Source organism: Glycomyces arizonensis DSM 44726, assembly GCF_000482705.1.
Lineage (GTDB): Bacteria > Actinomycetota > Actinomycetes > Mycobacteriales > Micromonosporaceae > Glycomyces > Glycomyces arizonensis.
This window is the reverse complement of the sequence record NZ_AXWO01000004.1, coordinates 58,465-80,645: the sequence shown is the minus strand read 5'-3', so window position 1 is coordinate 80,645 and position 22,181 is coordinate 58,465. Positions and strand designations below refer to the sequence as shown.

Genomic DNA, 22,181 nt, shown 5'->3' with positions numbered 1-22,181 from the left:
TTCGAGTCGAAGGCCTCCAGCGCATGCCTGACATACGCCAGGACGACAGCGAGCCTTCAGCCGTCGCAGGTGCGGATCGTTTTCTCCTTCCGTCTCCATAGATCGGTTGCGAAGTCGAGGACGGCGAGGGTGCGGACCGGGTCGTCCTGGTGCAGCCAGGCGAGGTTGTCCGGAGCGGCGACCAGACGCGGGAGGCCGTCGAGCTGGGTGACGCGGCCGATCAAGGACGGCTCAGTCTCGGCGAAGGTCACGCGCAGGCACGGCTGTTTCCAGATCCAGGCGAAGTGGACTTCGAAGCCGTCAATGTCGGCGGTGCCGAGCAGCGGGTAGTGGTCGACGAAGTGCAGGGTCATCCCTCGACCTCCGCCTCGTGCTGGGCGGCGTGGAGCCAGATGCCCGCCGCCTGCTCCTTGGCGACGCGGCGCAGCGCGACCGACCATTCGGCGCGGTAGAGGTGCAGGCGCGAGAACGGGGAGCCGATGCGGTTGATGTAGCCGAGGTCGACGGCGGGCTCGGGCGCGATGCGCCGCAGGCGCACGGACGTGGTGGAGCCGCCTGCGATCTGGTAGACCTCGATGCGGCGGTGCTCGAGATTGAAGCGGCCCAGGACGATGCGTTCAGGATTGGCGGTCATGCGGCACCGCCCCACGAGAAGCCGATCAGGTTGGCGAGCACACCACGCAGCGAAGGAGAGCCGACGCAGGAAGCGAGCAGCTTCACGGCAGAACGCCGCTGCGGGCAGCCGTGAGCGCCCCACTTGTGGTGGCACCACTCGCACCGCAGACGACCGAAACCGAACCACGTCCGGTACGGCTGGTGGAGCTCAAGGTCGATTTTGACCGAGGCGGGAACCGGGTCTTGGGGTAGGCTGAAGCCAACCATGGGAGGTTTCCTCTCTGGTGAGAGGCGGGCTGCCGAGACAGTTTGGCGATTGAAGCGGCAGCCCGCCGCGTTTTCTATTTGGTTGGTCTAAAGGACACGTGCTTCACGCGTGTCAAGAACACTTGCACATCAATTGGCGCGCCGCAACTTACGACACGGTAATAGTGCAAAAGCGTCTAGAGACCACGGTCACAGGCGATCAGCCGGGTTTGGGTTCGATGAATGCGACGTCGCTGCTCACCCAGGTTGTAACCTCATAGGACTTTCCTAAAGGGAATTTATTCGTTCCAGTCTTCGCGGACGTCGCGCATTGCCCCGATCGAGTGAATCAGGAATCTGACAATGGTCTCGCGCTCCTCGTCAGTGAAATCGGCCCAGGAGTCGGCGAAGACCTCGCCGAGCGGCGTGAAGAGGCGTCGGCCCGCGTCCATCGCGGTCTCGGACATGGTCAGTGTCACGCGGCGGCGGTCGCGATGGTCGCGATGGCGTTCAAGGTGTCCCGAGGTTTCGAGTCGGTCGATCAGCGCGGTGGTGGCCGAAGGACTCAGGCCAAGTCTTGCCGACAGGCTCGAAGGCGAGATCGGCTCACCTCGCTGGGCGGCATCCAGGACGAACGCGAGGGCGTTCATGTCGGTGCGATGGAGGCCGTGCTGGGCACCGAACCGCTCGACGAACTGGTCGGACTCGACAGTGAGCAGTTGGAGCAGGCGAATGATCCGCTGATCGCCGAGCGGCGGCGGTTCCTCGGGGGTTTCGGGTTTCATCGCCGTCCTGTCGGGTTGTCGTCCTGAGGAGTCCAGACTACTATTTCCACCGCAACAATATTCGATGATCGAACTAAATACCTATATTCTATAACTTATAACCCACTCTCTGTGGCTTTACAGATTATAGATTATAAGATATATATTATAATCTGTGATATTATAGGATATAACCTATATTGTGTAGGATTCGCGCTTGATATTGGGCGAATCAGGCCCTCCACGGTTCTTCGCGTACCCATTTTCTCTCTCGTCGGCGAGGAAGGCACGACATGACCGAACAGCGACCCTCAGGGGCCCGCCTTGTCAGCCGCCTTCGCCGGCTCGCACCCGCCCTGATAGCGCTTTCCTGGCTGGGATTGGCGGCCTTCAGCGGTCCCTACGCGGGCAAGCTCAGTCAGGTCGCCGTCAACGACAGCTCGGCCTTCCTGCCGTCCTCGGCCGAATCCACCGAGGTCATCGACCTGCGGGCCGAGTTCGCCGACACCGAGGCCACGCCCGCCATCGTCGTCGCCGAGCGGACCGGCGGCCTGACCGGCGAGGACTTCGCCTATCTCGAGGCCGCGGCCGGGGAGCTCGGTGCGCTGCCGTTCAACGTCGGACCGCCGCCCCAGGCGATCCCCTCCTCGGAGGGCACACCCGAAGCGGCGCAGTTGATCCTCCTCATCGACGCCTCCGGCGAGACCGACGACGAGATCGATGCGATCCGCGAATCGCTGGAGAACAACCGACCTGAGGGCCTCACCGTCCTCGTCACCGGCCAGGCCGCGCTCGGCGCGGACCTCGGCGCCGCCTTCGGCGGCGTCGACGGGCTCCTGATCCTGGTCGCCGCGGCCGTGGTCGCGGTGATCCTCGTCCTCGTCTACCGCTCGCCGCTGCTGCCGCTCATCGTCCTGCTCTCCGGCGTCTTCGCACTCAGTCTGGCCAGCTTCACCGTCTACCTCCTCGCCGACGCCGGAACCATCGACCTCAACGGCCAGAGCCAGGGCATCCTGTTCATCCTCGTGTTCGGCGCGGACACCGACTACGCGCTGCTCCTGGTCGCCCGCTTCCGCGAGCAGCTGCGGACCGAGCCCGACCGGTTCCGCGCGGTCCTGGCCGCACTGCGCGGCACGATCGAGCCGATCGCCGCCTCGGCGGGCACGGTCATCCTCGGCGTGCTGTGCCTGCTGTTCAGCCGGCTCGAGTCCAACCAGGGCCTCGGCCCGGTCGCCGCGATCGGCATCGCCGCGTCCTTCCTGGCCTCGGTCACGTTCCTGCCCGCGCTGCTCGCCATCGTGGGCCGCGCCGCGTTCTGGCCGAAGCGCCCCGCCGCCGACGGGCAGGCGCAGCGCTCGAAGCTGTGGGGCCGCGTCGCCGCGCTCGTGGCCGCCCGGCCGCGCCTCGTGTGGGCCTCGACCGCACTCGTCCTCCTCATCGCCGCCGCCTTCATGACCCAGCTGAAGGCCGACGGCACCGCCCAGACCGACGTGTTCCTCACCGAGGTCGACTCCGTGACCGGCCAAGAGGTCCTCGCCGAGCACTTCCCCGGCGGCGCGGGCTCCCCGGCGGTGATCATCGCCGACGCCGACACCGTCGAGCAGGTGGCCGCGGCCGCCGACGTCGACGGCGTCGCCGACGTCACCGTTGCCGCCGACTCCTCCGGCGAGCCGCGCGTGGTCGACGGGAAGGTCATGATCGAGGCCGTCCTGGACGACGCGCCCGACTCTGACGCGGCGGTCGACACCGTCGAGCGCCTGCGCGAGGCCGTCCACGCCGTCGACGGGGCCGACGCGAAGGTCGGCGGCGCCACGGCCGTCCAGCTCGACACGATCGACACCTCCGAGCGCGACCGGGCGGTCATCATCCCGATCGTTCTGGCCGTCATCCTCGCGGTGCTCATCCTGCTGCTGCGCTCGATCGTCGCGCCGGTGCTGCTGGTGGCCACCGTCGTGCTCTCCTTCGGGGCGACGATGGGCGTCTCGGCGCTGGTGTTCAACCACCTGCTCGGCTTCCCCGGCGCCGATCCGACCGTGGTCCTGTTCGGGTTCGTCTTCCTGGTGGCCCTCGGCATCGACTACAACATCTTCCTCATGACGCGCGTCCGCGAAGAGGCGCAGCGCCTCGGCACCAGGGCCGGGACGCTGCGCGGCCTGGTCACCACCGGCGGCGTCATCACCTCCGCCGGAGTGGTGCTCGCCGCGACCTTCTCGGCACTGGCGGTGCTGCCGCTGCTGTTCCTGGCGCAGATTGCGTTCATCGTCGCCTTCGGCGTCATGCTCGACACGATCCTGGTGCGGTCGCTGCTCGTGCCCGCCCTGGCCGTCGACGTCGGCCGCCGCATCTGGTGGCCCTCGCGACTGTCCCGTAAGGGGGACGGCGCGAAAGTAAGGGATCGGCGCGCCTGAGGGGCGGCGGGTAAGGCCCCTGAGGGGCCGGTCGACGCGATGTGCTGATGCCCCACCGGTGGCCTCAGCCGAAGACTTGGTGTCACAAGGAAGAACGACACCGAAGGAAGCATCGTGAACGACTTCGAACTCAGCTACATGTACTACGCCCGTTCCCGCGAGCTCATGGCCGCGGCCGAGCGCGAGCGCCTCGCCAAGGAGGCCCGCAAGGGCACCGAGGGCGCGCGCCGCGAGGGCCTGGCGTCCCGTCTGGCGAAGGCCCTGCACCGCAAAGGAGGCTCCTCGGGCGGGGCCGCCCGGCGGTTTCAGCTCGCGAAATAAAAACGTCGAGATGTCATGAGGTCATGTCATGATTATGGACATGGCGCGCCTCGGTTCGGACCTCCCGCTCTTCGCCCGCGACAACGAGCTCGCGGCGCTGCAAGGCGCCCTGGACCAGGCCCGCGGCGGCAAGCCCGCCACGTTCCTCATCTCCGGCGACGCAGGGGTCGGGAAATCCCGGCTCATGCAGGAATTCACCACCAGTGTCGGTGGCGGTGTCCTCACCGCCACCGGCCACTGCCTCGACACCGCCGACTCCGCCCTCCCCTACCTGCCGTTCGCCGAGGCCCTCGGCACGCTCTCGCGCCGGTGCCCCGACGTGATCGCCGAGAACCCCGGCCTGGGGCCGCTGCTGCCCGGACAGTCCCACCGCACTGAGGGCGAACTCGGACGACTCGGCCTGTTCGAGGCGTTCAGCGCCGCGCTCGCCGAGGTCTCCGCATCCGAACCGCTCGTCCTCGTCCTCGAAGACCTCCACTGGGCCGACCGCTCCAGCCGCGACCTCCTCGCCTTCCTCACCTCGCGCCTGAGCGACCAGCCCGTCCTCATCCTCGGCACCTACCGGACCGACGCGCTGCACCGCGCCCACCCGCTGCGCCCGCTCCTGGCCGAACTCGTGCGCCTGCCCGCCGTCGAACGCCTCCACCTCGACCCGTTCGACTCCCAGCACGCCGCCGACTTCGTGCGCGAGCTCAACGCCGGGCTCGACGAGGAGACCGTCGCCAAGATCGCCGCCGCTTCAGAGGGCAACGCGTTCCTCGCCGAAGAGCTCGCGAGCGCCGAGACCCACACCGTCACCTTCGAGCTCGCCGAAGTGCTCCTCGCCCGCCTCGAGCGCCTCCCCGACACCGCCCAGCAGGTGGTGCGCCTCGCCTCCGCGATGGGCCGCATGTTCACCTACGAGCGCCTCAACGCCGCAGTCTGGTCGCTGCTCGACGAGACCGGCATCAAATCCGAGCGCGAACTCGACCAGGCGCTGCGGGCCGCCATCTCCCATGGCGTCATCGTCCAGAAGAGCCCCCAGGCGTACTCCTTCCGCCACGCCCTGCTCGGCGAGGCCGTCTACAACGACCTGCTCCCGGGCGAACGCAGCCGCTACCACCAGCGCATCGCCGAGTCCCTCGCCGGAGACACGCGCCCCGGCGCCGCCGCCGAGCTCGCCCACCACGCGCACGAGTCCGGCGACCTGCCCACCGCGCTGGCCGCGTCGGTCAAGGCCGCGCACGAGGCCGACGAGCTCTCGGCGCCCGCCGAGTCGCTGCTGCACTTCGAGCGGGCGCTGCGCCTGCTCGACAGCGTCCCCGCCGACGAGCGCCCCCCGGGATGCTCGGAGCTGCAGCTCACGCTCGGCGCGGGCGGTCAGGCCGGCGCCAGCGGCGAGTTCAAGCGGGCGCTGTCCTACTCCAGTGCCGCCGTCGACCTCGCCGACCGCGAAGGCGACCCTGTCCAGGCCGCCGAGACGCGGCGCAAGTACGCCAAGCACCTGCTCGTCCTGGAGGGCACCGAAGGCGAGGCCCACCGCGTCGCCCTCGATGCGTGGGCGCTGATCGAGAACGACCCGCCGCACGCCACGAAGGCCTGGACCCAGGCGATCCTGGCACGCACCCACCACACCATGGGCGACTACGGCGCTGCCACCGAATGGGCCGAGCGGGCCGTCGCCACCGCCGACGCGATCGGCGGCCCGGGACCGCACATCGCCGCCAAGGCCGATGCCCTGATCTCGGCCGCCGCCGCCTCGTTCCGGCGCGGCGGCGACCTCGAGGAGTCCCTCAGGCTCCACGAGCAGGCCCGCGACCTGGTGCGCGGCACCTGCTGGAACGAGGTCGAGCTGCGCTCGCACTTCAGCGCCGGAATCACCCACCTCGAGAAGGCGCGGGTCGCCTCGGCCCTGGCCGAGTTCGACCAGGGCATGGCCCGCGCCGAGCGCACCGGCCACAAGTGGAGCGCCTCCGGCACCGAGACCGCGGTGCGCCAAGTCATCTGCAACTACATGCTCGGCGACTGGGACGCCGCCGAGGCCGCCGCCGAGATGGCCACCAGCGTCGTGCCCGGGGTGGTCATGACCAGGCTCGCCGCCGCGGCACTGCTGGTCGACGTCGCGCGCGGCCGATTCGACGCCGCCGACCGGCGCCTCGCCTACCTCGCCGACCGCTGGCAGGTCGACGGCCAGGTCCTCGCGCTCGCGGGGCTGTGCGGCACCGAACTGGAACGCTGGCGGGGCCGCCCCGGCGAGGCCGTCGCGGTCACCGAGCGGACCATCAGGCGGATCGAGTGCATCGAGGGCTACCACCTGGCCGGCGTCTCGGTGTGCGTCGCGGGGATCGCGGCCGCCGCCGACCTCGCGCAGGCCGCCCGGGGCCACGGCGAGATCGCCGCGGCCAAGGACGCGGCGGCCGCGGGCGAGCGCATCGCCGAGCGCGGGCGCTACTTCCTGCGCCACGGCCGCCCCCTGTCGGGGTCGCTGGGGCCCGAGGGCCTGGCGTGGGCCGCCGCGCTCGAAGCCGAGGCGGTCCGGCTCGACGGGGAGGGCGACCCGGACCGGTGGCGCGAGGTCGTCGAAGCGTTCGCGTACGCCGAAGTCGGCCAGGGCGAGCCCTACCGGCAGGCGTATGCGCGCTGGCGCCTGGCCGAGGCGCTCCTGGGCCGCGGCGCCGCCGTGGACCGCACCGAGGCCGCCGGGCAGCTCGCCGAGGCCAAGTGCACCGCCGAGCGGCTCGGCGCGAGGCCGCTGCTCGACAAGATCGATGCTCTGCTGGCGCGGGCGAGGCTCGACATCGCCTCGCCTTCGGCCGGACCGCTCACGCCGCGCGAGCTCGGGGTGCTGCGGCTGGTCGCGAAGGGCCTGACCAACCGGCAGATCGGCTCGGAGCTGTACATCTCGGAGAAGACCGTCAGCGTGCACCTCTCGCGGGCGATGTCGAAGCTCGGGGCCGCCAATCGGGCCGAGGCCGTCAACGCCGCTCACCTGCGCGGATACCTCACCGAGGTCTGAGTGCACACCACCAGCGGTGCATGCGCCGCACTGGTGTAGTCCCGTAGGCGTAGACCACTTCACGTCCGTGGTCCGATGTCGGTGTCGGATGATCCCACCAGAATTGGCGCCATGGAACGGCGTAAGGCATTGAAGTGGTCTCTCATCGGCGGCGGTGCGGGCGTTGGAGCGCTGACGCTCGGCCTCGGCGGCACGGTGGCCTACTTCTACAACAAGGCTGAGGTCGACACGGTCGGCAAGGTCGACTTCGACTCGCCGCTGGCGATCCCCCCGCTCGCGGAGTCTGAAGAGGACTCCTCTGGGGCGCGTGTGTTCAACCTCGACATCCAGTCCGGCGAGACCGCGTTCAAGAGCGGCCCGGCCACCAGGACATGGGGCATCAACGGCACGTACCTGGGGCCGACGATCCGGGCCAAGCGCGGCGAGGAGGTCGCCTTCCGGGTGGTCAACAGCCTCGACGAGTCCACCTCGATCCACTGGCACGGCATGCACCTGCCGGCGGTCATGGACGGCGGCCCGCACCAGGAGGTCGAGCCGGGAGGCGACTGGGCTCCGCAGTGGACGATCAACCAGCAGGCGGCGACGCTGTGGTACCACCCGCACCCGCACGGGCGGACCGCCGAACACATCTACAAGGGGCTCTCCGGGATGTTCATCATCGACGACGACGAGTCCGAGGCGCTGGGCCTGCCGAGCGAGTACGGCGTCGACGACGTCCCGATGATCGTGCAGGACAGGAAGTTCGACGACGGCAACCAGCTCGACGACTCGGGGGCCTTCCTGAGCTCCCAAGGCGTGCTCGGCGACGAGATCCTCGTCAACGGCACCCTGGGGCCGTACTTCGAAGTGAGCAGCCGTCTTGTGCGGCTGCGGCTGCTCAACGCCTCGAACTCGCGCCTGTACAACTTCGGCTTCAGCGACGACCGGACGTTCTCGCTGGTCGCCACCGACGGCGGGCTGATGCCCGAGGCGTGGGAGACCGACCGGATCGAGCTCTCCCCCGGCGAGCGGGCCGAGATCGTCGTGGCCTTCGAGCCCGGCGAGGCGGTCACGCTGCGGTCCTATCCGATCGAGGAGGGGTACGTCTTCGGCCTGGGGCGGTTCAACGGCGCCGACGACCGCTTCGGCATCTGCCGGTTCCAGGTCGCGAACTCCTTGGCCGATGAGACCGAGATCCCCGCCGCGATGGGCACTGCGCCGGATCTCGATGGCGCGGAGGTCGCCGAGGAGCGCTCCTTCAGCCTCTCGGGCACCTCGATCAACGGCGAGAAGATGGCGATGGACCGCATCGACTTCGGCGTCAGGGAAGGCACCGTGGAGGTGTGGGAGGTGTCGAACCATGACGGCTACATGCACAACTTCCACGTCCACGACGTCCAGTACCAGGTGCTCACCGTCGACGGTGACACCCCGCCGCCGCACCTGCGCGGCTGGAAGGACACCGTGCGACTGGTGCCACAGCGGGAGTACCGGATCGCGATGCGCTTCAGCGACTACACGGACCCGAACCTGCCGTACATGTACCACTGCCATCTGCTGACGCATGAGGACGCGGGAATGATGGGCCAGTTCGTCGTTCTGGGCGAGGACGAGGAGATCGGCACGGTGCCGGAAGTGAGCACCGTCCACGATCATTCCTGAAGTATATAACTTATATGATATAATTTATATCTTATAAGTTATAATGAGCACGGTGGCGGTCCGGTCGTTCCGTAGGCACCACGCTGACCGGACTGCCACCTGTCGCCGGGCCGGTGCTCCTCGCCGCCACCCTCAGTCGTTCCGTAGGCACCACGCCGACCGGACTGTCATCGCATAACCGATCGCGGAGTGAAATTCCGCCCTTTCGGGTCGGCGAGGGGGTCGCGTCGCTCGTGGTGTCTGCAGACGTCTCGGTGTCCGCCTTTTCGAGTCGGCGAGAGCGTCACAGCGTGTAGGTGGCGATGAGCTGCGACAGCGTCCGAATGTCCACCTGGCCCCTGAACTCGAAGCGCACCTTGCCCAGACCGCTGAACCAGAGATCGAGCTCGGCGTCGAGGTCGAAGTGCCCGGCGGTCTCGACCGAGAACGCCTGGACCTTGCTGTAGGGCAGCGACGTGAAATCGCGTTTCTTGCCGGTCATGCCCTGGACGTTGACGGCGATCACGCGCTTGTCGGTGAAGACCACATAGTCTCGGATGCCCTTGAACGAGGCCACCGGCCGCTCGTTCGGCACCAGCAGCGGCTGCACGTCTCCGAGCAGACTGTTCGGTTCGACCTGCTGGAGTTTGACCAGCGAGGCATTCTGAAAATCAATCACCTACGGAGCGTAGCGGCCACCCGCCGTGTGTGCCCAATGGGGACGCGGCATGGCAATGACACCGCCCTGAACCCGGCCATGTCGGAGTGTCGGTCCCCGCTCGTACCGTCGAAGCCGGGGGTTGAGAACGACGTGAATATCCATTTCGGAGACACCATCGGCGAATCGGGCAGTGCCAGGCCGGCCCACAGACCCCGCGCCAGGCCGGCTCTGCGCGGGTCGAGAGGGGGCGGGGCGGAACAGAGGAGAGTGGGACGGAGCGGAGGCGGGACAGAGTGGGACGAGCCGGGGCCGAGCTGGGTGGGGCGGGACAAGACGGAGTCGAGCTGGACGGAACGGGAGCGAGGCGAAGCGGGATGAGACAGGGCTGAGCTGGAGGGGGAGGGACAGAACGGGGACAGGACCAACGGGGGCGAAGCGGGATGAGCCGGGGCGGGGCCGAGCGAGGGGAGACGAAGCGGAACGGGGCGGAGCGCGGTGAAGTGGAGAGAGGCAGGGTCGAGCAGAGCGGGGCGGTACGAGGCGGATCGGGGCGGGACGGCGGCGGAAAGACACTGCCCTGAGAAACGCTGCCCCTGGGATTGAGCGTATTCGCCTTACAATGAGGCATGGTCACACTCCTCATCGTCGGCGGCATAGTCGTAGTCCTCGCCGCCGTCATCACCGCGTCCGAGATGACGCCGAAGGCGCGCGCCCGCCGGGCCAAGGCCCGCCAGCACCGCCGCGAGATGGCCGAACTGCGCTCACGCGTCGCCGGCTCCGCCCGCGCTACTTATCGCCGACAGTTCTCGGGGCCCCGCGGCCGCACGAGCTCCGGTTCTCACGACTCTGGCGTCTTCTACGGCGCCGCCGCAAGCGACAGCGGCTCCGGCTGCGACACCGGCGGCTCCAGCGACGGAGGAGGCGGCGGCGGGGACGCGGGCTGCTGACACCGTTCGGCGGCGACCGGCGTTTTCAGCGCATCGCGACTCGTCCGCGGGACACGGCGGCGACTGCGGCTGAACTCGGCCGTCAGTACCGCTCGGCCGCCAGCGCGCTCGCCTGAGCGATCACGACCTTCACCGGCCTGCCCAGCGCCGCCGCGGCGGCCACCGCGTCCTCGTACTCGACCGAGGCGTTGACCACCTCGCCGTCCTCCAGTGCGAGCTTCACGCCGATCTCGCGGCCGTCGACCTCCACCGACGTGTACCGGCGCTCCAGCGCGTACTTGTCGATCTCGTAGGAGCGCATCCCGATCGTCGTCGTGTGCCGCACCAGCGCTGAGCGCACCGCCCGCACCGCCTCGGCCCGGCACAGCACATGGACCGTGTGCGCCGGACGCCCCTTCTTCATCAGGATCGGCGTCAACCACGCATCAGAGGCCCCCGCCTCCAGCAGCGCCGCCAGTGCCGACGGCCACAGCCGCGGATCCAGATCATCCACATTGGTTTCAATGACCACCGGTCTCGGTGCCATCGCGCCGACCTCGCGGCCCACCACGATCCGCAGCAGGTTCGCCCGCTCGGACGGATCGCGCCCGCCCGCCCCGACCCCGATCCGCTTGACGACCATCTCCGGCATCGAACCGAACGCGTCCGCACTCGCGGCGATGATCGCCGCGCCGGTCGGCGTGCACGCCTCATACGGCACCGCGCCGACGGACGGCGCCTCGGCGTCGGCCAGGACCCGCAGCACCGCCGGGGCGGGCAGCGGAATAGAACCGTGCGAGCCGCGCGTCGTCCCGTCGCCGACGGTCACCGTCGACGCGGTCACCCGCTCGGCCCCGAGCGCCTCCAGCCCCGCCGCCGAACCGACGATGTCCGCGATCGAGTCCAGCGCGCCCACCTCGTGGAAATGCACGTCGTCGACATCGATGCCGTGCGAGGCCGACTCGGCCGCCGCCAGCCGCCCGAAGGCGTCCAGCGCCCGCGCCTTGACCCCCTCCGACAGCTCAGCGCCCTCGATCATGCCGCGGATCGCCCGCCAGCGCCGGTCCACCGCCGCGTCGGGGACCTCGACATCGACCTTGACGCCCTCCAGGCCGTGCCGCTTCACCATCCGGGACGTCAACCGGATCCGCTCGACGCCCAGCGCGTCCACGGCCTCCCGCATCACCGCCAGATCGACGCCCGCGCCGACCAAGGCGCCCAGGAACATGTCGCCACTCGCGCCCGCCGAGCAGTCCAGCCACGCGACCCTCACCGCTCCGCCTTCACGCTCATGATCCGGGTCGCGGCGATCGCCGCCCCGAACCCGTTGTCGATGTTCACCACGGTCACGCCCGGCGAGCAGGAGTTCAGCATCGTCAGCAGCGGCGCGAGGCCGCCGAAGGCCGCCCCGTAGCCCACCGACGTCGGCACCGCCACCACCGGCGCGCTCACCAGGCCCGCCACGACGCTCGGCAGCGCCCCGTCCATCCCGGCCACGACGATCACGCACACCGCCTCCCGCAGGCGCGGCAGCCGGTCCAGCAGCCGGTGCAGGCCCGCGACGCCGACGTCGGCCACCAGGTGCGCGTCGAGCCCGTTCGCCTTCGCGACGAGCTCGGCCTCCCTGGCCACCGGCAGGTCCGACGTCCCGGCGCACACCACCGCGAGTGGCCCCGCCTCCGGCTCGGGGAAGCCGCCGATCGCGGCGACCCCCGAGTCGCACAGCGCCTCGTCGCCGAACGCCGCCTCGATCTGCTCGACGCACGCCGCGTCGCACCGTGTGGCGATCGCCACGCGGCCCGGGTGCGATTCGCGCAGCGCGCGCAGCGCCGCGACCACCTGCTCCGGCGTCTTCCCGGCGGCGTAGACCGCCTCGGCCGTGCCCGTCCGCGCCGGGCGGCCCGTGTCGATCTTGGCCCAGCCCAGGTCCTTGTATCCCTGCTCGTCGTACTGCACCATCCGATCCTGTCACCCGCCCGTCTCCCACCGCCACCCGAACCAGACTGAAGGCTGGCCAACCGGCCCGTCTCCCACCGCCACCCGAACCAGACTGAAGGCTGGCCAACCGGCCCGTCTCCCACCGCCACCCGAACCAGACTGAAGGCTGGCCAACCGGCCCGTCTCCCACCGCCACCCGAACCAGACCGAAGACCGCCCGCTCACCAGTGGTCGCCGCAACCGAGCCCGCCACCGCCGCGACCGGCACCGGTTATCGTCGTGGTGTGTCCCAACCGCTGATCGCCGCCCACCGGGGCGCCAACGAGTTCCTTCCCGAGCACTCCCTGGCCGCCTACCGGCAGGCGATCGTCGAAGGCGCCAACGCGTTCGAGTTCGACATCCGGCTGACCGCCGACGGGCACCTGGTCCTCCACCACGACCGCACTGTCAAGCGCACCTCCGACGGCAAGGGCGCCGTATCCGATCTCACCCTCGCCCAGCTGCGCGAGCTCAACTTCGCCGCCAACCACCCCGACTGCGGCGACGACCCCGAGGCCGCCCGCATCGCCACCGTCGAAGACCTGTTCGGCCTCGTCGTCGACTCCGGCAAGGAGATCAAGCTCCTCATCGAGGCCAAGCACCCCTCCAAGTTCGGCCCGCGCCTGGAGATGCGGCTGTGGGAGACGCTGCGCCGCTGGCCCGGCCTGGACACCACCGTCATGTCCTTCTCCAGGGCCGCCCTGAAGACCTGGCGCGAGCTGGACGGGGACACCCCGCTGGTGTGGATCTTCGAATACCCCTTCCGCCGCCCGCCCGAGGGCGTCCAGGTCCTCAGCTCCCGCGTCGACCACGTCGAGTCCACGCCGACGTTCATCGAGCGCACCCACGAGCAGGGCTACGAGGCGTGGGTCTGGACCGTCAACGACGCCGACACCGCGCGGCGCATGGCCGAGGCCGGTGCCGACCTTCTCTTCACCGACCGGCCCGCCGCGATCCGCGAAGCGCTCCTCAGCGCCGCCGACTGACTACCGTGCGCTTTCTCACGGCGGCCCGCCAGACCCCTGGGCCGACCGGCGGCCGAGCACGGATGACGGACTCAGGGTCCGTCCGTAATGCTGGCGTCATCGCCCGGCAGCAGGTAGGTTGCTGTATAGCTTTCGACGTTGCGGACCGCGGTGGGAGGGGTTCATGATGCCAGCGGCGACACCGGCGCCTGAGCGCCTCCGCGTCCCCCACCAGTCAGGCGCCCCCACCATGGTCCGGCAGTGGCTGCGCGAATCCCTCCCCGACCTGCCTCAGGACTGCCGCGACGACCTGCTCGTGTGCGCCACCGAACTGGTTTCGAACGCGGTGCGCCACGCCCGGCCGCTGGCCGCCGGGGACCTGTGCGTCACCTGCAGCTTCGACTCCGGCGCCGTCGAGGTCCGCGTCCTCGACGGCGGCGGCTCCACCCACCCGCACGTGTGCTCGGTCAGCCTCGACTCCGCCCACGGCAGAGGCATGTTCATCGTGTCCAAACTGTCCAGTGACTGGGGTTCCCGCTCGCGCGGCGATGGCACGCAGGAGGTCTGGGCGCGCATCCCCGTACGCTTAGGCGCGTGTCCAAGCGTCCGCTGATCATCGATCTCGCCCTCTACGGGGTCGCCGCCCTGTTCGCCGGCGCCACCGCGCTGTGGACGACGCTGGCGCCGCACGAGCACTGGGGCGCCGTCGCCGTCGGCGGGTACGCGCCTGCCGCGCTCGTCGTCGCAATACTGCTGATGCAGCTCGGCGTCCCCTGGTTCCAACGGGCGCTCGTCGCCGCGGCCACCGCCGTGGCCGTCACCGCCATACCCCTGGTGACGCAGGCGGTCGAACGGGCGAACGGGGTGAGCGGCCGCGCCCAGGAGGAGGTCCTCGTCGTCGAGTCCTCCGGGGAGCGGCTCCTGGAGACCGGCAGCCCCTATCTGCACGCCGACGCGATCGAGACACTGACTGCGCCGCTTATAGGCTATAACCCTTATCAGCCGGGCATGGCCGTGTTCGGGCTGCCCGCGGCGCTGCTCGGCGAGCACTGGTGGACCGACGCGCGCCTGTACTTCGCGCTGGCCACCGCGGTCTGCCTCGCCGCGGCGTTCAGCCTGCTGCGCGGATTGGCGGGCAAGGGCACGCTGCTGCGCGCGTTCCAAGCGAGCGTCATCTTCCCGGTGTGCGCCTTGACGTTCACCACCGGCGGCGACGACATGCCCGTGGTCGGCCTGATGGTGCTGGCGCTGGCGTTCGGCGCACGCGGACGGTGGCTCGGCGCCGGGCTCGCGATCGGCGCGGCGGGGGCGCTGAAGCTGTTCGCCTGGCCGGTGGCGGTGGTCCTGGCGTTCCTGGTCTGGCGGGGCTCGGGCTCGACCGCGGCACTGCGCCGCTACCTGCTCGGCTTCGCCGCACCCGTGGCGGTGACGATGGTCCCGGTGCTCGTGACCGACCCGCGCGGCTTCTTCGACAACGTGCTGGCCTTCGGCCTCGGCCACGGCGTGGTGGAGTCCCCGGCCCAGTCGCCGCTGCCCGGCTTCCTTGTGGCGCAGCACGTCCCCGGCGGGGAGGTGATCGCGCCCGTGCTGCTGGGCGTGGCGGCACTGGTGATCGCGGTGCTGCTGTGGCGCCGACCGCCGGTGACGGCCGCGTCGGCGGCGCTGTGGTGCGCCGGAGGGCTGTCGACGGCGTTCCTGCTCATGCCGTCGACCCGGTTCGGTTACCTCCTCTATCCGGTGGTGCTCCTGGGGTGGTGGCTGCCACTGCGCGACGCCGCCGCCGGTCGGGCGGCGGCCACCGATGGCCAGGGCCTCGGACCGTCACTGGTCGTCGAATGGTGGCGGTGACTGACGGCACCGCATCGGGTCAATGCTGACTAATAATGACGCCGAAGCTTTGATTCCGAACCGTTCTGGACAGCTTCGACGCTCTGATTAGCAGTTCACGACTTTTGCATGTACGGTGGCGCCCATGGATCTCACCTGTCCGAAATGCGGCGCGATGATGCGCCAGTACGAGCGGAATCGCGTCACTGTGGACCAGTGCACCGAGTGCCGGGGAATCTTCCTCGACCGGGGCGAGCTGGAACACCTCCTCGACGCCGAGGCCGCCTTCAATCAGCAGGGTGCGCCCGTCGCGCCCCAGGCGCCTCAGTACCGCGAGGAGCGCCGCTACGACGACCGTCGCCATGACGATCGGCGTCGCTACGACGACGATCACCGCCGCGGTCACGACGACTATTACTACAAGAAAAAGAAGAAGCGCTCGATCTTCTCCGAGCTGTTCGACGACTGAATTGCCGGACGGCTGCGTTGTCAATCAGTTGAGCCGCCGAACGGCTGAGCTGTCAAACGGCGCAGCTGTCGGACAGCTGAGTTCGCAAACGACCGGGCCGCCGACCGCCTGAGTCGCCGAAGGGGCGAGCCGCCGCACTGCCGAGCCGTTCAACAGCTCAGCAGGGGCGGCAGTGCCGCCGCGCTGAGCGCGCGGACGACACGCCTTCGCGGGTGCCGATCCGCCGGGGTCGCGCCGTCGCGGTGGACACGGACAGTCCCAGCGCCCGACACTCGAAGCGATGATCGAGGGGCCGTCGTCGCGGGCGCGCACCACCCGCCGTTCGCGGGTTCTGGTCCACCGGTGGCCGCGTCGTCGCGAGGGTGCGGACGACTCCGCGCTCACACCGCCATGTCGACGAAACGGGACAGGTGCAACTGGGCGGCCACCGTGATCGTGTCGGTGGCGCCGTTGCGGTGCTTGGCGACGATGAAGTCCGCCTCGCCCGCGCGCGGCGACTCCTTGTCGTAGTAGTCGTCGCGGTGCAGCAGGATGACCACGTCGGCGTCCTGCTCCAAACTGCCGCTTTCACGAAGGTCGCTCAGCTGCGGGCGCTTGTCGGTGCGCTGCTCGGGGCCGCGGTTGAGCTGCGCGACCGCGATCACCGGGCACTCGATCTCCTTGGCCAGCAGCTTGAGCCCGCGGCTGATCTCGGAGACCTCCTGCTGCCTCGACTCGGTCTTCTTCGGCGAGGTCATGAGTTGGAGGTAGTCGACCACCATGAGCTTGAGGTCGTGGCGCTGCTTGAGCCGCCGGGCCTTGGCCCGGATCTCCATCATCGTCATCGACGCGGTGTCGTCGACGAACAGCGGTGCCTCGGAGATGTCGCCCATCCGCTTGGCCAGGCGCGTCCAGTCGTCGTCGGACAGATCGCCCGAGCGCAGGACGTGCATCGGGACGCGGGTCTCGGCGCTGAGCAGGCGCATGACGATCTCGAGCTTGCTCATCTCCAGGCTGAACAGCGCGGCGGCGTGCCGGTGGTGGAGCGAGGCGTGCCGCATGAAGTCCATCGCGGCGGTGGACTTGCCGAGGCCCGGGCGCCCGGCGACGATGATGAGCTGGCCGGGCTGGAGGCCCGACAGGAGCCGGTCGAGGTCGGCGAAGCCGGTGGGCACACCGGTGAGGACGCCCTGGTTGGCGCCGATGGCCTCGATCTCGTCCATGGCCGGCTGGAGCAGGTCGGACAGGATCGAGAAGTCCTCGCTCTGGCGCTTGTCGGTGACGTCGTAGACGGCCTGCTGAGCGAGGTCGACCAGGTCGTCGATGTCGCGGCCGCCCTGGCCGCCGCCGTAGCCGTACTGGACGACCTTGGTGCCGGCCTCGATGAGGCGGCGCAGGATCGCCTTGTCCTTGACGATGCGGGCGTAGTAGCCGGCGTTCGCGGCGGTGGGCACCGCGTTGAGCAGGTCGTGCAGGTAGGGGCCGCCGCCGACCTTGCCGAGGTCGCCGGAGTCGGCGAGCGCGGCGGCGATGGTGACCGCGTCGGCGGGCTCGCCGTTGGCGAACTTGTCGGTGATGGCGTCGAAGACGATGCCGTGGCTGGGCTTGTAGAAGTCGCTCGCCTTGAGGGTCTCGACGACATCGGCGATGGCGTCCTTGCTCATGAGCATGCCGCCGAGGACCGACTGCTCGGCCGCGAGGTCCTGGGGCGGGGTGCGCTCGTAGGCGCGGGCGCCGCCGAAGGGGTCGTCCGGCGGGGGCCCGTCGAAGTAGGCTCCGCCGACCGTGCGAGCGCCGTTCTGGCCGCGCGAGTAGCCGCCCTCGGTGGACACGTCGGTCATGTTCGCCACCCCCTCAGTCACCGTGCGTTCATCGAGAATCTACCGCCGGGGTACGACACCGGGCGGCCTGAATGACGCTATGTCGTCCACCGCGGTGTTGCAAACAGCCCTGTGGACAACCTGTGGACAAGGCTGTGGATAACCTGTGGATAACTACCCCAGCCCTGTGGACAACCTGTGGACAGCAACGGGATCATTTCTCGCGTTGCAGTGCTGGGCTGCGGTTTCGTTGTCCACTGCCTGTGGATGAGAATTTGTTCGTGCCAACTTGGCATGATGGTGGGGACAGCGCCCGCCGCACCCCGCGCCCCGGAACGGCTCGCGGGCCCCGCCGTGAGAAAGGTCCCGGATGCCCCCGAACGAGAGCCCCGCGCCGCGTCCGCGCCTGGACCCCGAGAGCGACGACCGGCCCGGCGAGCGGGCGTTCACGCCGACGTTGCTGGTGACGCTGGCGTGGTACGTCGTGCCGTGGCTCGTGTACCTGGTGTGGGTGGTCTCACAGCCGGCGGTGGACGGGAAGTGCGTCGACACCGGCTGCACGGCGGCGGCGCGGGTCTCGGCGACGCTCGCGGGCGGGTGGGCGTGGCTGGGTTCGTCGCTGGCGGCGAGCCTGCTGGTGGCGGTGCTGCTGCGTCTGCCGCGGGCGGGATGGCGGGCCGGGGTGGCGGGGACGGCCGCGGCGATCCTGGGAGCGGGCCTGGTGACGGTGGTGCTGCGGACCGCGGGCTGGGTGATCTGACTACAGATCAGAAGGTCGGGGGTTCGGCCGCCGGGCGGCGGCAGCGCCGCCGAAGGCCGTACCGGGTGCCCCGGGATACCCTCCCGATCCCACCTTCACGCCAACCTGAGAAATGACCCGAGCCTCTCAAAGCGGTGTGACACCCGGATAAGGGTGTGACAGTTTAGGCGGGCGTGGGATTCGAACACTGGCGGGCGAATTGGGTCAAGATGGACAAATCATACTCAGGGAGTTCACCCGAAGGGTAGAACGAACGAGACCCGTGATCACGTACGCGATCACGGGTCTCGACGTCTGGCGCTACTTCTTGCGGCGCTTGGCCGGGGTCACCTGAAGCTTGAACTTCGCGGTCACCTCCGGGTGCAGCTTCACCGCGATGTCGTAGGTGCCGATGGACTTGATCGTCCCCGGCAGCTCGACGCGGCGGCGGTCGACCTTCGGGCCGCCTGCCTCGTCGATCGCCTTGGCGACATCGGCCGCGGTGATCGAGCCGAAGAGACGTCCGGCGTCGCCCACGCGGGCGACGATGTGGGCGTCGGTCTTCTTCAGCTGATCGGCCAGTGCCCGGGCCTGGTCGAGGTCGTGGACCTGACGGGCGGCGCGGGCGCGCTGGATCGAGTCGACCTGCTTCTGGCCGCCCTTGGTCCAGGCGATCGCCAGACCCTGGGGCAGCAGGTAGTTGCGTCCGTAACCGGGCTTGACCTCGACGACGTCACCGGCCGAGCCCAGGTTGGCGACCTCATGAGTCAGGATGATCTTCATAAGTGCGCTCCTTCCTTAACGGGTCTGGCTGGTGTACGGGAGCAGCGCCATTTCACGGGCGTTCTTGACCGCCGAGGCGATCTGCCGCTGCTGCTGCGAGGTGACGCCGGTGACACGGCGGGCACGGATCTTGCCGCGGTCGGAGATGAACTTCCGCAGCAGCGCCGTGTCCTTATAGTCGACGTACTCGATGCCCTCTTTGTCGAGAGGGTTCTGCTTCTTCTTCGGCTTCCGCAGGGGAGCCGACTTCGGGTTGGCCATTGGTGTCTTGCCTTACTTGGAATCGATCCGGGTCGGGCCCGGTCAGAACGGCGGGTCCTCATCGAAGCCCTGGTTGCCGGAGCCGGAGCTCTGGCCCGCAGGGGCGGCCGAGGCCCAAGGGTCGTCCGGAGCGGAGCCACCGCCGCCACCGCCCCCGAACTGGGAGCGGCCGCCGCCTCCGCCGCCGGACTTGTTGATCTTCGCCGTGGCGAATCGCAGCGCCGGGCCGACTTCCTCGACGTCGAGCTCGTACACCGTGCGCTTCTCGCCCTCGCGGGTGTCGAAGCTGCGCTGCTTGAGCTTGCCCTGCACGATCACGCGGGTGCCGCGCGACAGGGACTCGGCGACGTTCTCGGCGTACTGGCGCCAGACGCTGCAGGTCAGGAACATCGCCTCACCGTCGCGCCACTGACCGGACTCCCGGTCGAAGGTGCGCGGGGTGGAGGCGATCCGGAACTTCGCGACGGCTGCACCGGACGGCGTGTAACGCAGTTCCGGGTCGTCGACGAGGTTGCCGATAACCGTGATGACTGTCTCTCCTGCCATGACCTCTTCTCCCTAAGGTCTCGCAGTTGCAAGGTCGGGTTACCGAAGCTCCGGCCGCAGCACCTTGGTCCGCAGCACCGACTCGTTGAGCCGCATCTGTCGGTCCATCTCCGCCACGGGAGCGGGCTCGGACTGCAGGTCGACGACGGCGTAGACGCCTTCGCTGTTCTTCTCGATCTCGTAGGCGAGACGACGCCGGCCCCAGACATCGATCTTGTCGACCGAGCCTCCGGCGTCCTTGACGCCCTTCAGGAACCTATCCAGCGTCGGGCTGACCTGGCTCTCCTCGATGTTCGGGTCGAAGATCACCATGAGTTCGTAATGCCGCAAGATCGCTCCACCTCCTCTGGTCTCGTCGGCCGCGGTCTCTCCGCGGCAGGAGGGTCACTTGCTCATCGCCCACCGGACCACACCTCACCGGAGGCGGCCTGGTGGACAACCTGGCAATCGTACCTGCGTTGACGCCGTCCGGATCGTCCGGACCGCGCCTGTGTGACGATACCGATGACCACCGACAATCCGGGCCGCGCGGTGTGCGCGAGCCGACGCGCACCCTGCCCGGTGGCGGGCCTCCTCCGCGCTAAGTTGGAACGGTGACTGGCGAGTTCAAATACACTGACCTGCTTCCCATCGGACCCGACACGACGGAGTATCGGCTGCTGACCAAGGACGGGGTCGGTGTGACCGAGGCCGCCGGACGGCGGTTCCTCACCGTCGAGCCGCAGGTGCTCACCGAGCTCGCGGCCGAGGCCATCCACGACATCTCGCACTACCTGCGCCCGGCGCACCTCGCGCAGCTGCGCTCGATCCTCGACGACCCCGAGGCCAGCGGCAACGACCGCTTCGTCGCCATGGACCTGCTCAAGAACGCGGGCATCGCCTCCGGCGGCGTCCTGCCGATGTGCCAGGACACCGGCACCGCCATCGTCATGGGCAAGCGCGGCAGGCACGTTCTGACCGACGGCAATGACGAGGAGCACCTCTCGCGCGGCATCTGGCAGGCCTACCGGGACCTCAACCTGCGCTACAGCCAGATGGCGCCGCTGTCGATGTGGGACGAGAAGAACACCGGCTCGAACCTGCCCGCGCAGATCGAGCTCTACGCCGACGGCGACGACGCCTACAAGCTGCTGTTCATCGCCAAGGGCGGCGGCAGCGCGAACAAGTCGTTCCTGTTCCAGGAGACCAAGGCGATCCTCAACCCCGACGCGATGATGGCCTTCCTGGACGCGAAACTGCGCCAGATCGGCACCGCCGCGTGCCCGCCGTACCACCTGGCCGTCGTCATCGGCGGCACGAGCGCCGAGTTCGCGCTCAAGACCGCGAAGTACGCCTCCACCAAGTACCTCGACTCGATGCCCGTCGAGGGCTCGGCGTCCGGGCACGGCTTCCGCGACGTCGAGCTGGAGCAGCGGGTGCTGGAGCTGACGCGGAACTTCGGGATCGGGGCGCAGTTCGGCGGCAAGTACTTCTGCCACGACGTGCGGGTGATCCGCCTGCCGCGCCACGGCGCTTCGCTGCCGGTGGCGGTGGCCGTCTCGTGCTCGGCCGACCGGCAGGCGCTGGCGAAGATCACCGCCGAGGGCGTGTTCCTGGAGCGGTTGGAGACCGACCCGTCCTCGTACATGCCGGACACCAAGGAGGAAGAGCTCGACGGCGACGTCGTCCGCATCGACCTCAACCGGCCGATGTCCGAGATCCGCGCCGAGCTGTCCAAGCACCCGGTGAAGACGCGCCTGTCGCTGACGGGGCCGCTGGTGGTGGCGCGGGACATCGCGCACGCGAAGATCCGCGAGCGCCTGGAGGCGGGCGAGCCGATGCCGGACTACCTGCGGGACCACGCGGTGTACTACGCGGGCCCGGCGAAGACCCCCGAGGGCTACGCGTCGGGCTCGTTCGGGCCGACCACGGCCGGGCGCATGGACTCCTACGTGGAGCAATTCCAGGCGGCGGGCGGTTCGATGGTGATGCTGGCCAAGGGAAACCGTTCGCAGCAGGTGACCGACGCGTGCAAGGAGCACGGCGGGTTCTACCTCGGCTCGATCGGCGGCCCCGCCGCGAAGCTGGCGCAGGACAACATCAAGGCCATGGAGGTCCTGGAGTACCCCGAGCTGGGCATGGAGGCGGTCTGGAAGATCGAGGTCGAGGACTTCCCGGCGTTCATCGTGGTGGACGACAAGGGCAACGACTTCTTCGAGGACACGCGGCAGCCGGTGCTGACGGTGGGCCGCAAGCCGAAGATCACAGTGTCTTAAGAGG

At 69.2% G+C, this 22,181-nt stretch carries 24 protein-coding genes; 12 read left to right on the top strand and 12 right to left on the bottom strand.

Annotated elements, in window-relative coordinates; all coding sequences use genetic code 11:
- Positions 1 to 56 precede the first annotated feature (56 nt).
- The 4 genes from H613_RS0106510 to H613_RS0106500 all read right to left on the bottom strand — a co-directional run bounded on the left by H613_RS0106510 (position 57) and on the right by H613_RS0106500 (position 1,511).
- Entirely contained in the window at positions 57 to 353 is a 297-nt protein-coding gene (locus H613_RS0106510) for a hypothetical protein (protein ID WP_026923180.1), read from the bottom strand.
- Positions 350 to 634: a hypothetical protein gene (locus H613_RS0106505; RefSeq protein WP_026923179.1), complete on the bottom strand. Its 285-nt coding sequence runs from the start codon at positions 632 to 634 to the stop codon at positions 350 to 352. Before H613_RS0106505 ends, H613_RS0106510 begins: the two co-directional genes overlap by 4 nt.
- The gene (locus H613_RS30670; protein WP_156925860.1) at positions 631 to 882 is read right to left on the bottom strand and encodes a hypothetical protein; all 252 of its coding nucleotides are present in this window, start codon (positions 880 to 882) and stop codon (positions 631 to 633) included. The genes H613_RS0106505 and H613_RS30670 overlap by 4 nt, the downstream gene beginning before the upstream one ends.
- 278 nt (positions 883 to 1,160) lie before the next feature.
- Entirely contained in the window at positions 1,161 to 1,511 is a 351-nt protein-coding gene (locus tag H613_RS0106500) for a MarR family winged helix-turn-helix transcriptional regulator (protein ID WP_211234728.1), read from the bottom strand.
- A gap of 9 nt (positions 1,512 to 1,520) precedes the next feature.
- On the opposite strand from H613_RS0106500, the gene H613_RS31650 reads away from it, so the two are divergent.
- The 5 genes from H613_RS31650 (at position 1,521) to H613_RS0106480 (ending at position 8,990) form a co-directional block, all read left to right on the top strand.
- Positions 1,521 to 1,673 (top strand): hypothetical protein, encoded by a 153-nt coding sequence (locus H613_RS31650; RefSeq protein ID WP_211234727.1) that lies wholly within the window; start codon positions 1,521 to 1,523, stop codon positions 1,671 to 1,673.
- 245 nt (positions 1,674 to 1,918) lie between these two features.
- The gene (locus H613_RS0106495; RefSeq protein WP_051393030.1) at positions 1,919 to 4,033 is read left to right on the top strand and encodes an MMPL family transporter; all 2,115 of its coding nucleotides are present in this window, start codon (positions 1,919 to 1,921) and stop codon (positions 4,031 to 4,033) included.
- 114 nt (positions 4,034 to 4,147) lie between these two features.
- Positions 4,148 to 4,354 (top strand): hypothetical protein, encoded by a 207-nt coding sequence (locus H613_RS0106490; RefSeq protein WP_026923176.1) that lies wholly within the window; start codon positions 4,148 to 4,150, stop codon positions 4,352 to 4,354.
- Positions 4,355 to 4,394: 40 nt separating this feature from the next.
- Positions 4,395 to 7,349, top strand: coding sequence for a helix-turn-helix transcriptional regulator (locus H613_RS32340; protein ID WP_169731962.1), 2,955 nt, complete (start codon positions 4,395 to 4,397; stop codon positions 7,347 to 7,349).
- A gap of 111 nt (positions 7,350 to 7,460) precedes the next feature.
- Positions 7,461 to 8,990 carry a multicopper oxidase family protein gene (locus H613_RS0106480; protein WP_026923174.1) on the top strand — a complete coding sequence of 510 codons (1,530 nt, stop codon included), beginning with the start codon at positions 7,461 to 7,463 and terminating at the stop codon, positions 8,988 to 8,990.
- 283 nt (positions 8,991 to 9,273) lie between these two features.
- Here H613_RS0106480 and H613_RS0106475 read toward each other — a convergent pair whose 3' ends face one another.
- Entirely contained in the window at positions 9,274 to 9,648 is a 375-nt protein-coding gene (locus H613_RS0106475; RefSeq protein ID WP_026923173.1) for a PH domain-containing protein, read from the bottom strand.
- Positions 9,649 to 10,256: 608 nt separating this feature from the next.
- On the opposite strand from H613_RS0106475, the gene H613_RS0106470 reads away from it, so the two are divergent.
- On the top strand, positions 10,257 to 10,577 hold the full coding sequence (locus H613_RS0106470) for a hypothetical protein (protein WP_026923172.1): 321 nt from the start codon (positions 10,257 to 10,259) through the stop codon (positions 10,575 to 10,577).
- A gap of 82 nt (positions 10,578 to 10,659) precedes the next feature.
- Here the strand turns inward: H613_RS0106470 and larC are convergent, their stop codons facing one another.
- The gene (gene larC, locus H613_RS0106465; protein WP_026923171.1) at positions 10,660 to 11,829 is read right to left on the bottom strand and encodes a nickel pincer cofactor biosynthesis protein LarC; all 1,170 of its coding nucleotides are present in this window, start codon (positions 11,827 to 11,829) and stop codon (positions 10,660 to 10,662) included.
- Positions 11,826 to 12,515 (bottom strand): nickel pincer cofactor biosynthesis protein LarB, encoded by a 690-nt coding sequence (larB, locus tag H613_RS24805; RefSeq protein ID WP_035736666.1) that lies wholly within the window; start codon positions 12,513 to 12,515, stop codon positions 11,826 to 11,828. Before larB ends, larC begins: the two co-directional genes overlap by 4 nt.
- Positions 12,516 to 12,778: 263 nt before the next feature.
- Here larB and H613_RS0106455 point away from each other — a divergent pair, with 263 nt between their 5' ends.
- The 4 genes from H613_RS0106455 (at position 12,779) to H613_RS0106440 (ending at position 15,794) form a co-directional block, all read left to right on the top strand.
- Positions 12,779 to 13,519: a glycerophosphodiester phosphodiesterase gene (locus H613_RS0106455; protein WP_026923170.1), complete on the top strand. Its 741-nt coding sequence runs from the start codon at positions 12,779 to 12,781 to the stop codon at positions 13,517 to 13,519.
- A 163-nt stretch (positions 13,520 to 13,682) separates the two neighbouring features.
- Entirely contained in the window at positions 13,683 to 14,111 is a 429-nt protein-coding gene (locus H613_RS24800) for an ATP-binding protein (RefSeq protein WP_084546412.1), read from the top strand.
- Positions 14,093 to 15,346: a glycosyltransferase 87 family protein gene (locus H613_RS24795; protein WP_156925859.1), complete on the top strand. Its 1,254-nt coding sequence runs from the start codon at positions 14,093 to 14,095 to the stop codon at positions 15,344 to 15,346. The genes H613_RS24800 and H613_RS24795 overlap by 19 nt, the downstream gene beginning before the upstream one ends.
- A gap of 124 nt (positions 15,347 to 15,470) precedes the next feature.
- Complete coding sequence (locus tag H613_RS0106440; protein WP_026923169.1) at positions 15,471 to 15,794, top strand: TFIIB-type zinc ribbon-containing protein; 324 nt, start codon at positions 15,471 to 15,473, stop codon at positions 15,792 to 15,794.
- Positions 15,795 to 16,174: 380 nt separating this feature from the next.
- Here the strand turns inward: H613_RS0106440 and dnaB are convergent, their stop codons facing one another.
- Positions 16,175 to 17,614 (bottom strand): replicative DNA helicase, encoded by a 1,440-nt coding sequence (gene dnaB / locus H613_RS0106435; protein WP_051393093.1) that lies wholly within the window; start codon positions 17,612 to 17,614, stop codon positions 16,175 to 16,177.
- 349 nt (positions 17,615 to 17,963) lie between these two features.
- On the opposite strand from dnaB, the gene H613_RS0106430 reads away from it, so the two are divergent.
- Positions 17,964 to 18,353 carry a hypothetical protein gene (locus tag H613_RS0106430; RefSeq protein WP_026923167.1) on the top strand — a complete coding sequence of 130 codons (390 nt, stop codon included), beginning with the start codon at positions 17,964 to 17,966 and terminating at the stop codon, positions 18,351 to 18,353.
- 300 nt (positions 18,354 to 18,653) lie between these two features.
- Here the strand turns inward: H613_RS0106430 and rplI are convergent, their stop codons facing one another.
- Genes rplI through rpsF form a run of 4 tightly spaced genes read right to left on the bottom strand, consistent with a single transcriptional unit; the run spans position 18,654 to position 20,252 of the window.
- Positions 18,654 to 19,115, bottom strand: a complete 462-nt coding sequence (gene rplI, locus H613_RS0106425; protein ID WP_026923166.1) for a 50S ribosomal protein L9 — start codon at positions 19,113 to 19,115, stop codon at positions 18,654 to 18,656.
- A 15-nt stretch (positions 19,116 to 19,130) separates the two neighbouring features.
- The gene (gene rpsR, locus H613_RS0106420; protein ID WP_026923165.1) at positions 19,131 to 19,376 is read right to left on the bottom strand and encodes a 30S ribosomal protein S18; all 246 of its coding nucleotides are present in this window, start codon (positions 19,374 to 19,376) and stop codon (positions 19,131 to 19,133) included.
- Between the two features lie 42 nt (positions 19,377 to 19,418).
- Entirely contained in the window at positions 19,419 to 19,922 is a 504-nt protein-coding gene (locus H613_RS0106415; RefSeq protein WP_026923164.1) for a single-stranded DNA-binding protein, read from the bottom strand.
- A 39-nt stretch (positions 19,923 to 19,961) separates the two neighbouring features.
- Positions 19,962 to 20,252 carry a 30S ribosomal protein S6 gene (gene rpsF, locus H613_RS0106410; RefSeq protein WP_026923163.1) on the bottom strand — a complete coding sequence of 97 codons (291 nt, stop codon included), beginning with the start codon at positions 20,250 to 20,252 and terminating at the stop codon, positions 19,962 to 19,964.
- A gap of 263 nt (positions 20,253 to 20,515) precedes the next feature.
- On the opposite strand from rpsF, the gene H613_RS0106405 reads away from it, so the two are divergent.
- Complete coding sequence (locus tag H613_RS0106405; protein WP_026923162.1) at positions 20,516 to 22,177, top strand: fumarate hydratase; 1,662 nt, start codon at positions 20,516 to 20,518, stop codon at positions 22,175 to 22,177.
- Positions 22,178 to 22,181 lie beyond the last annotated feature (4 nt).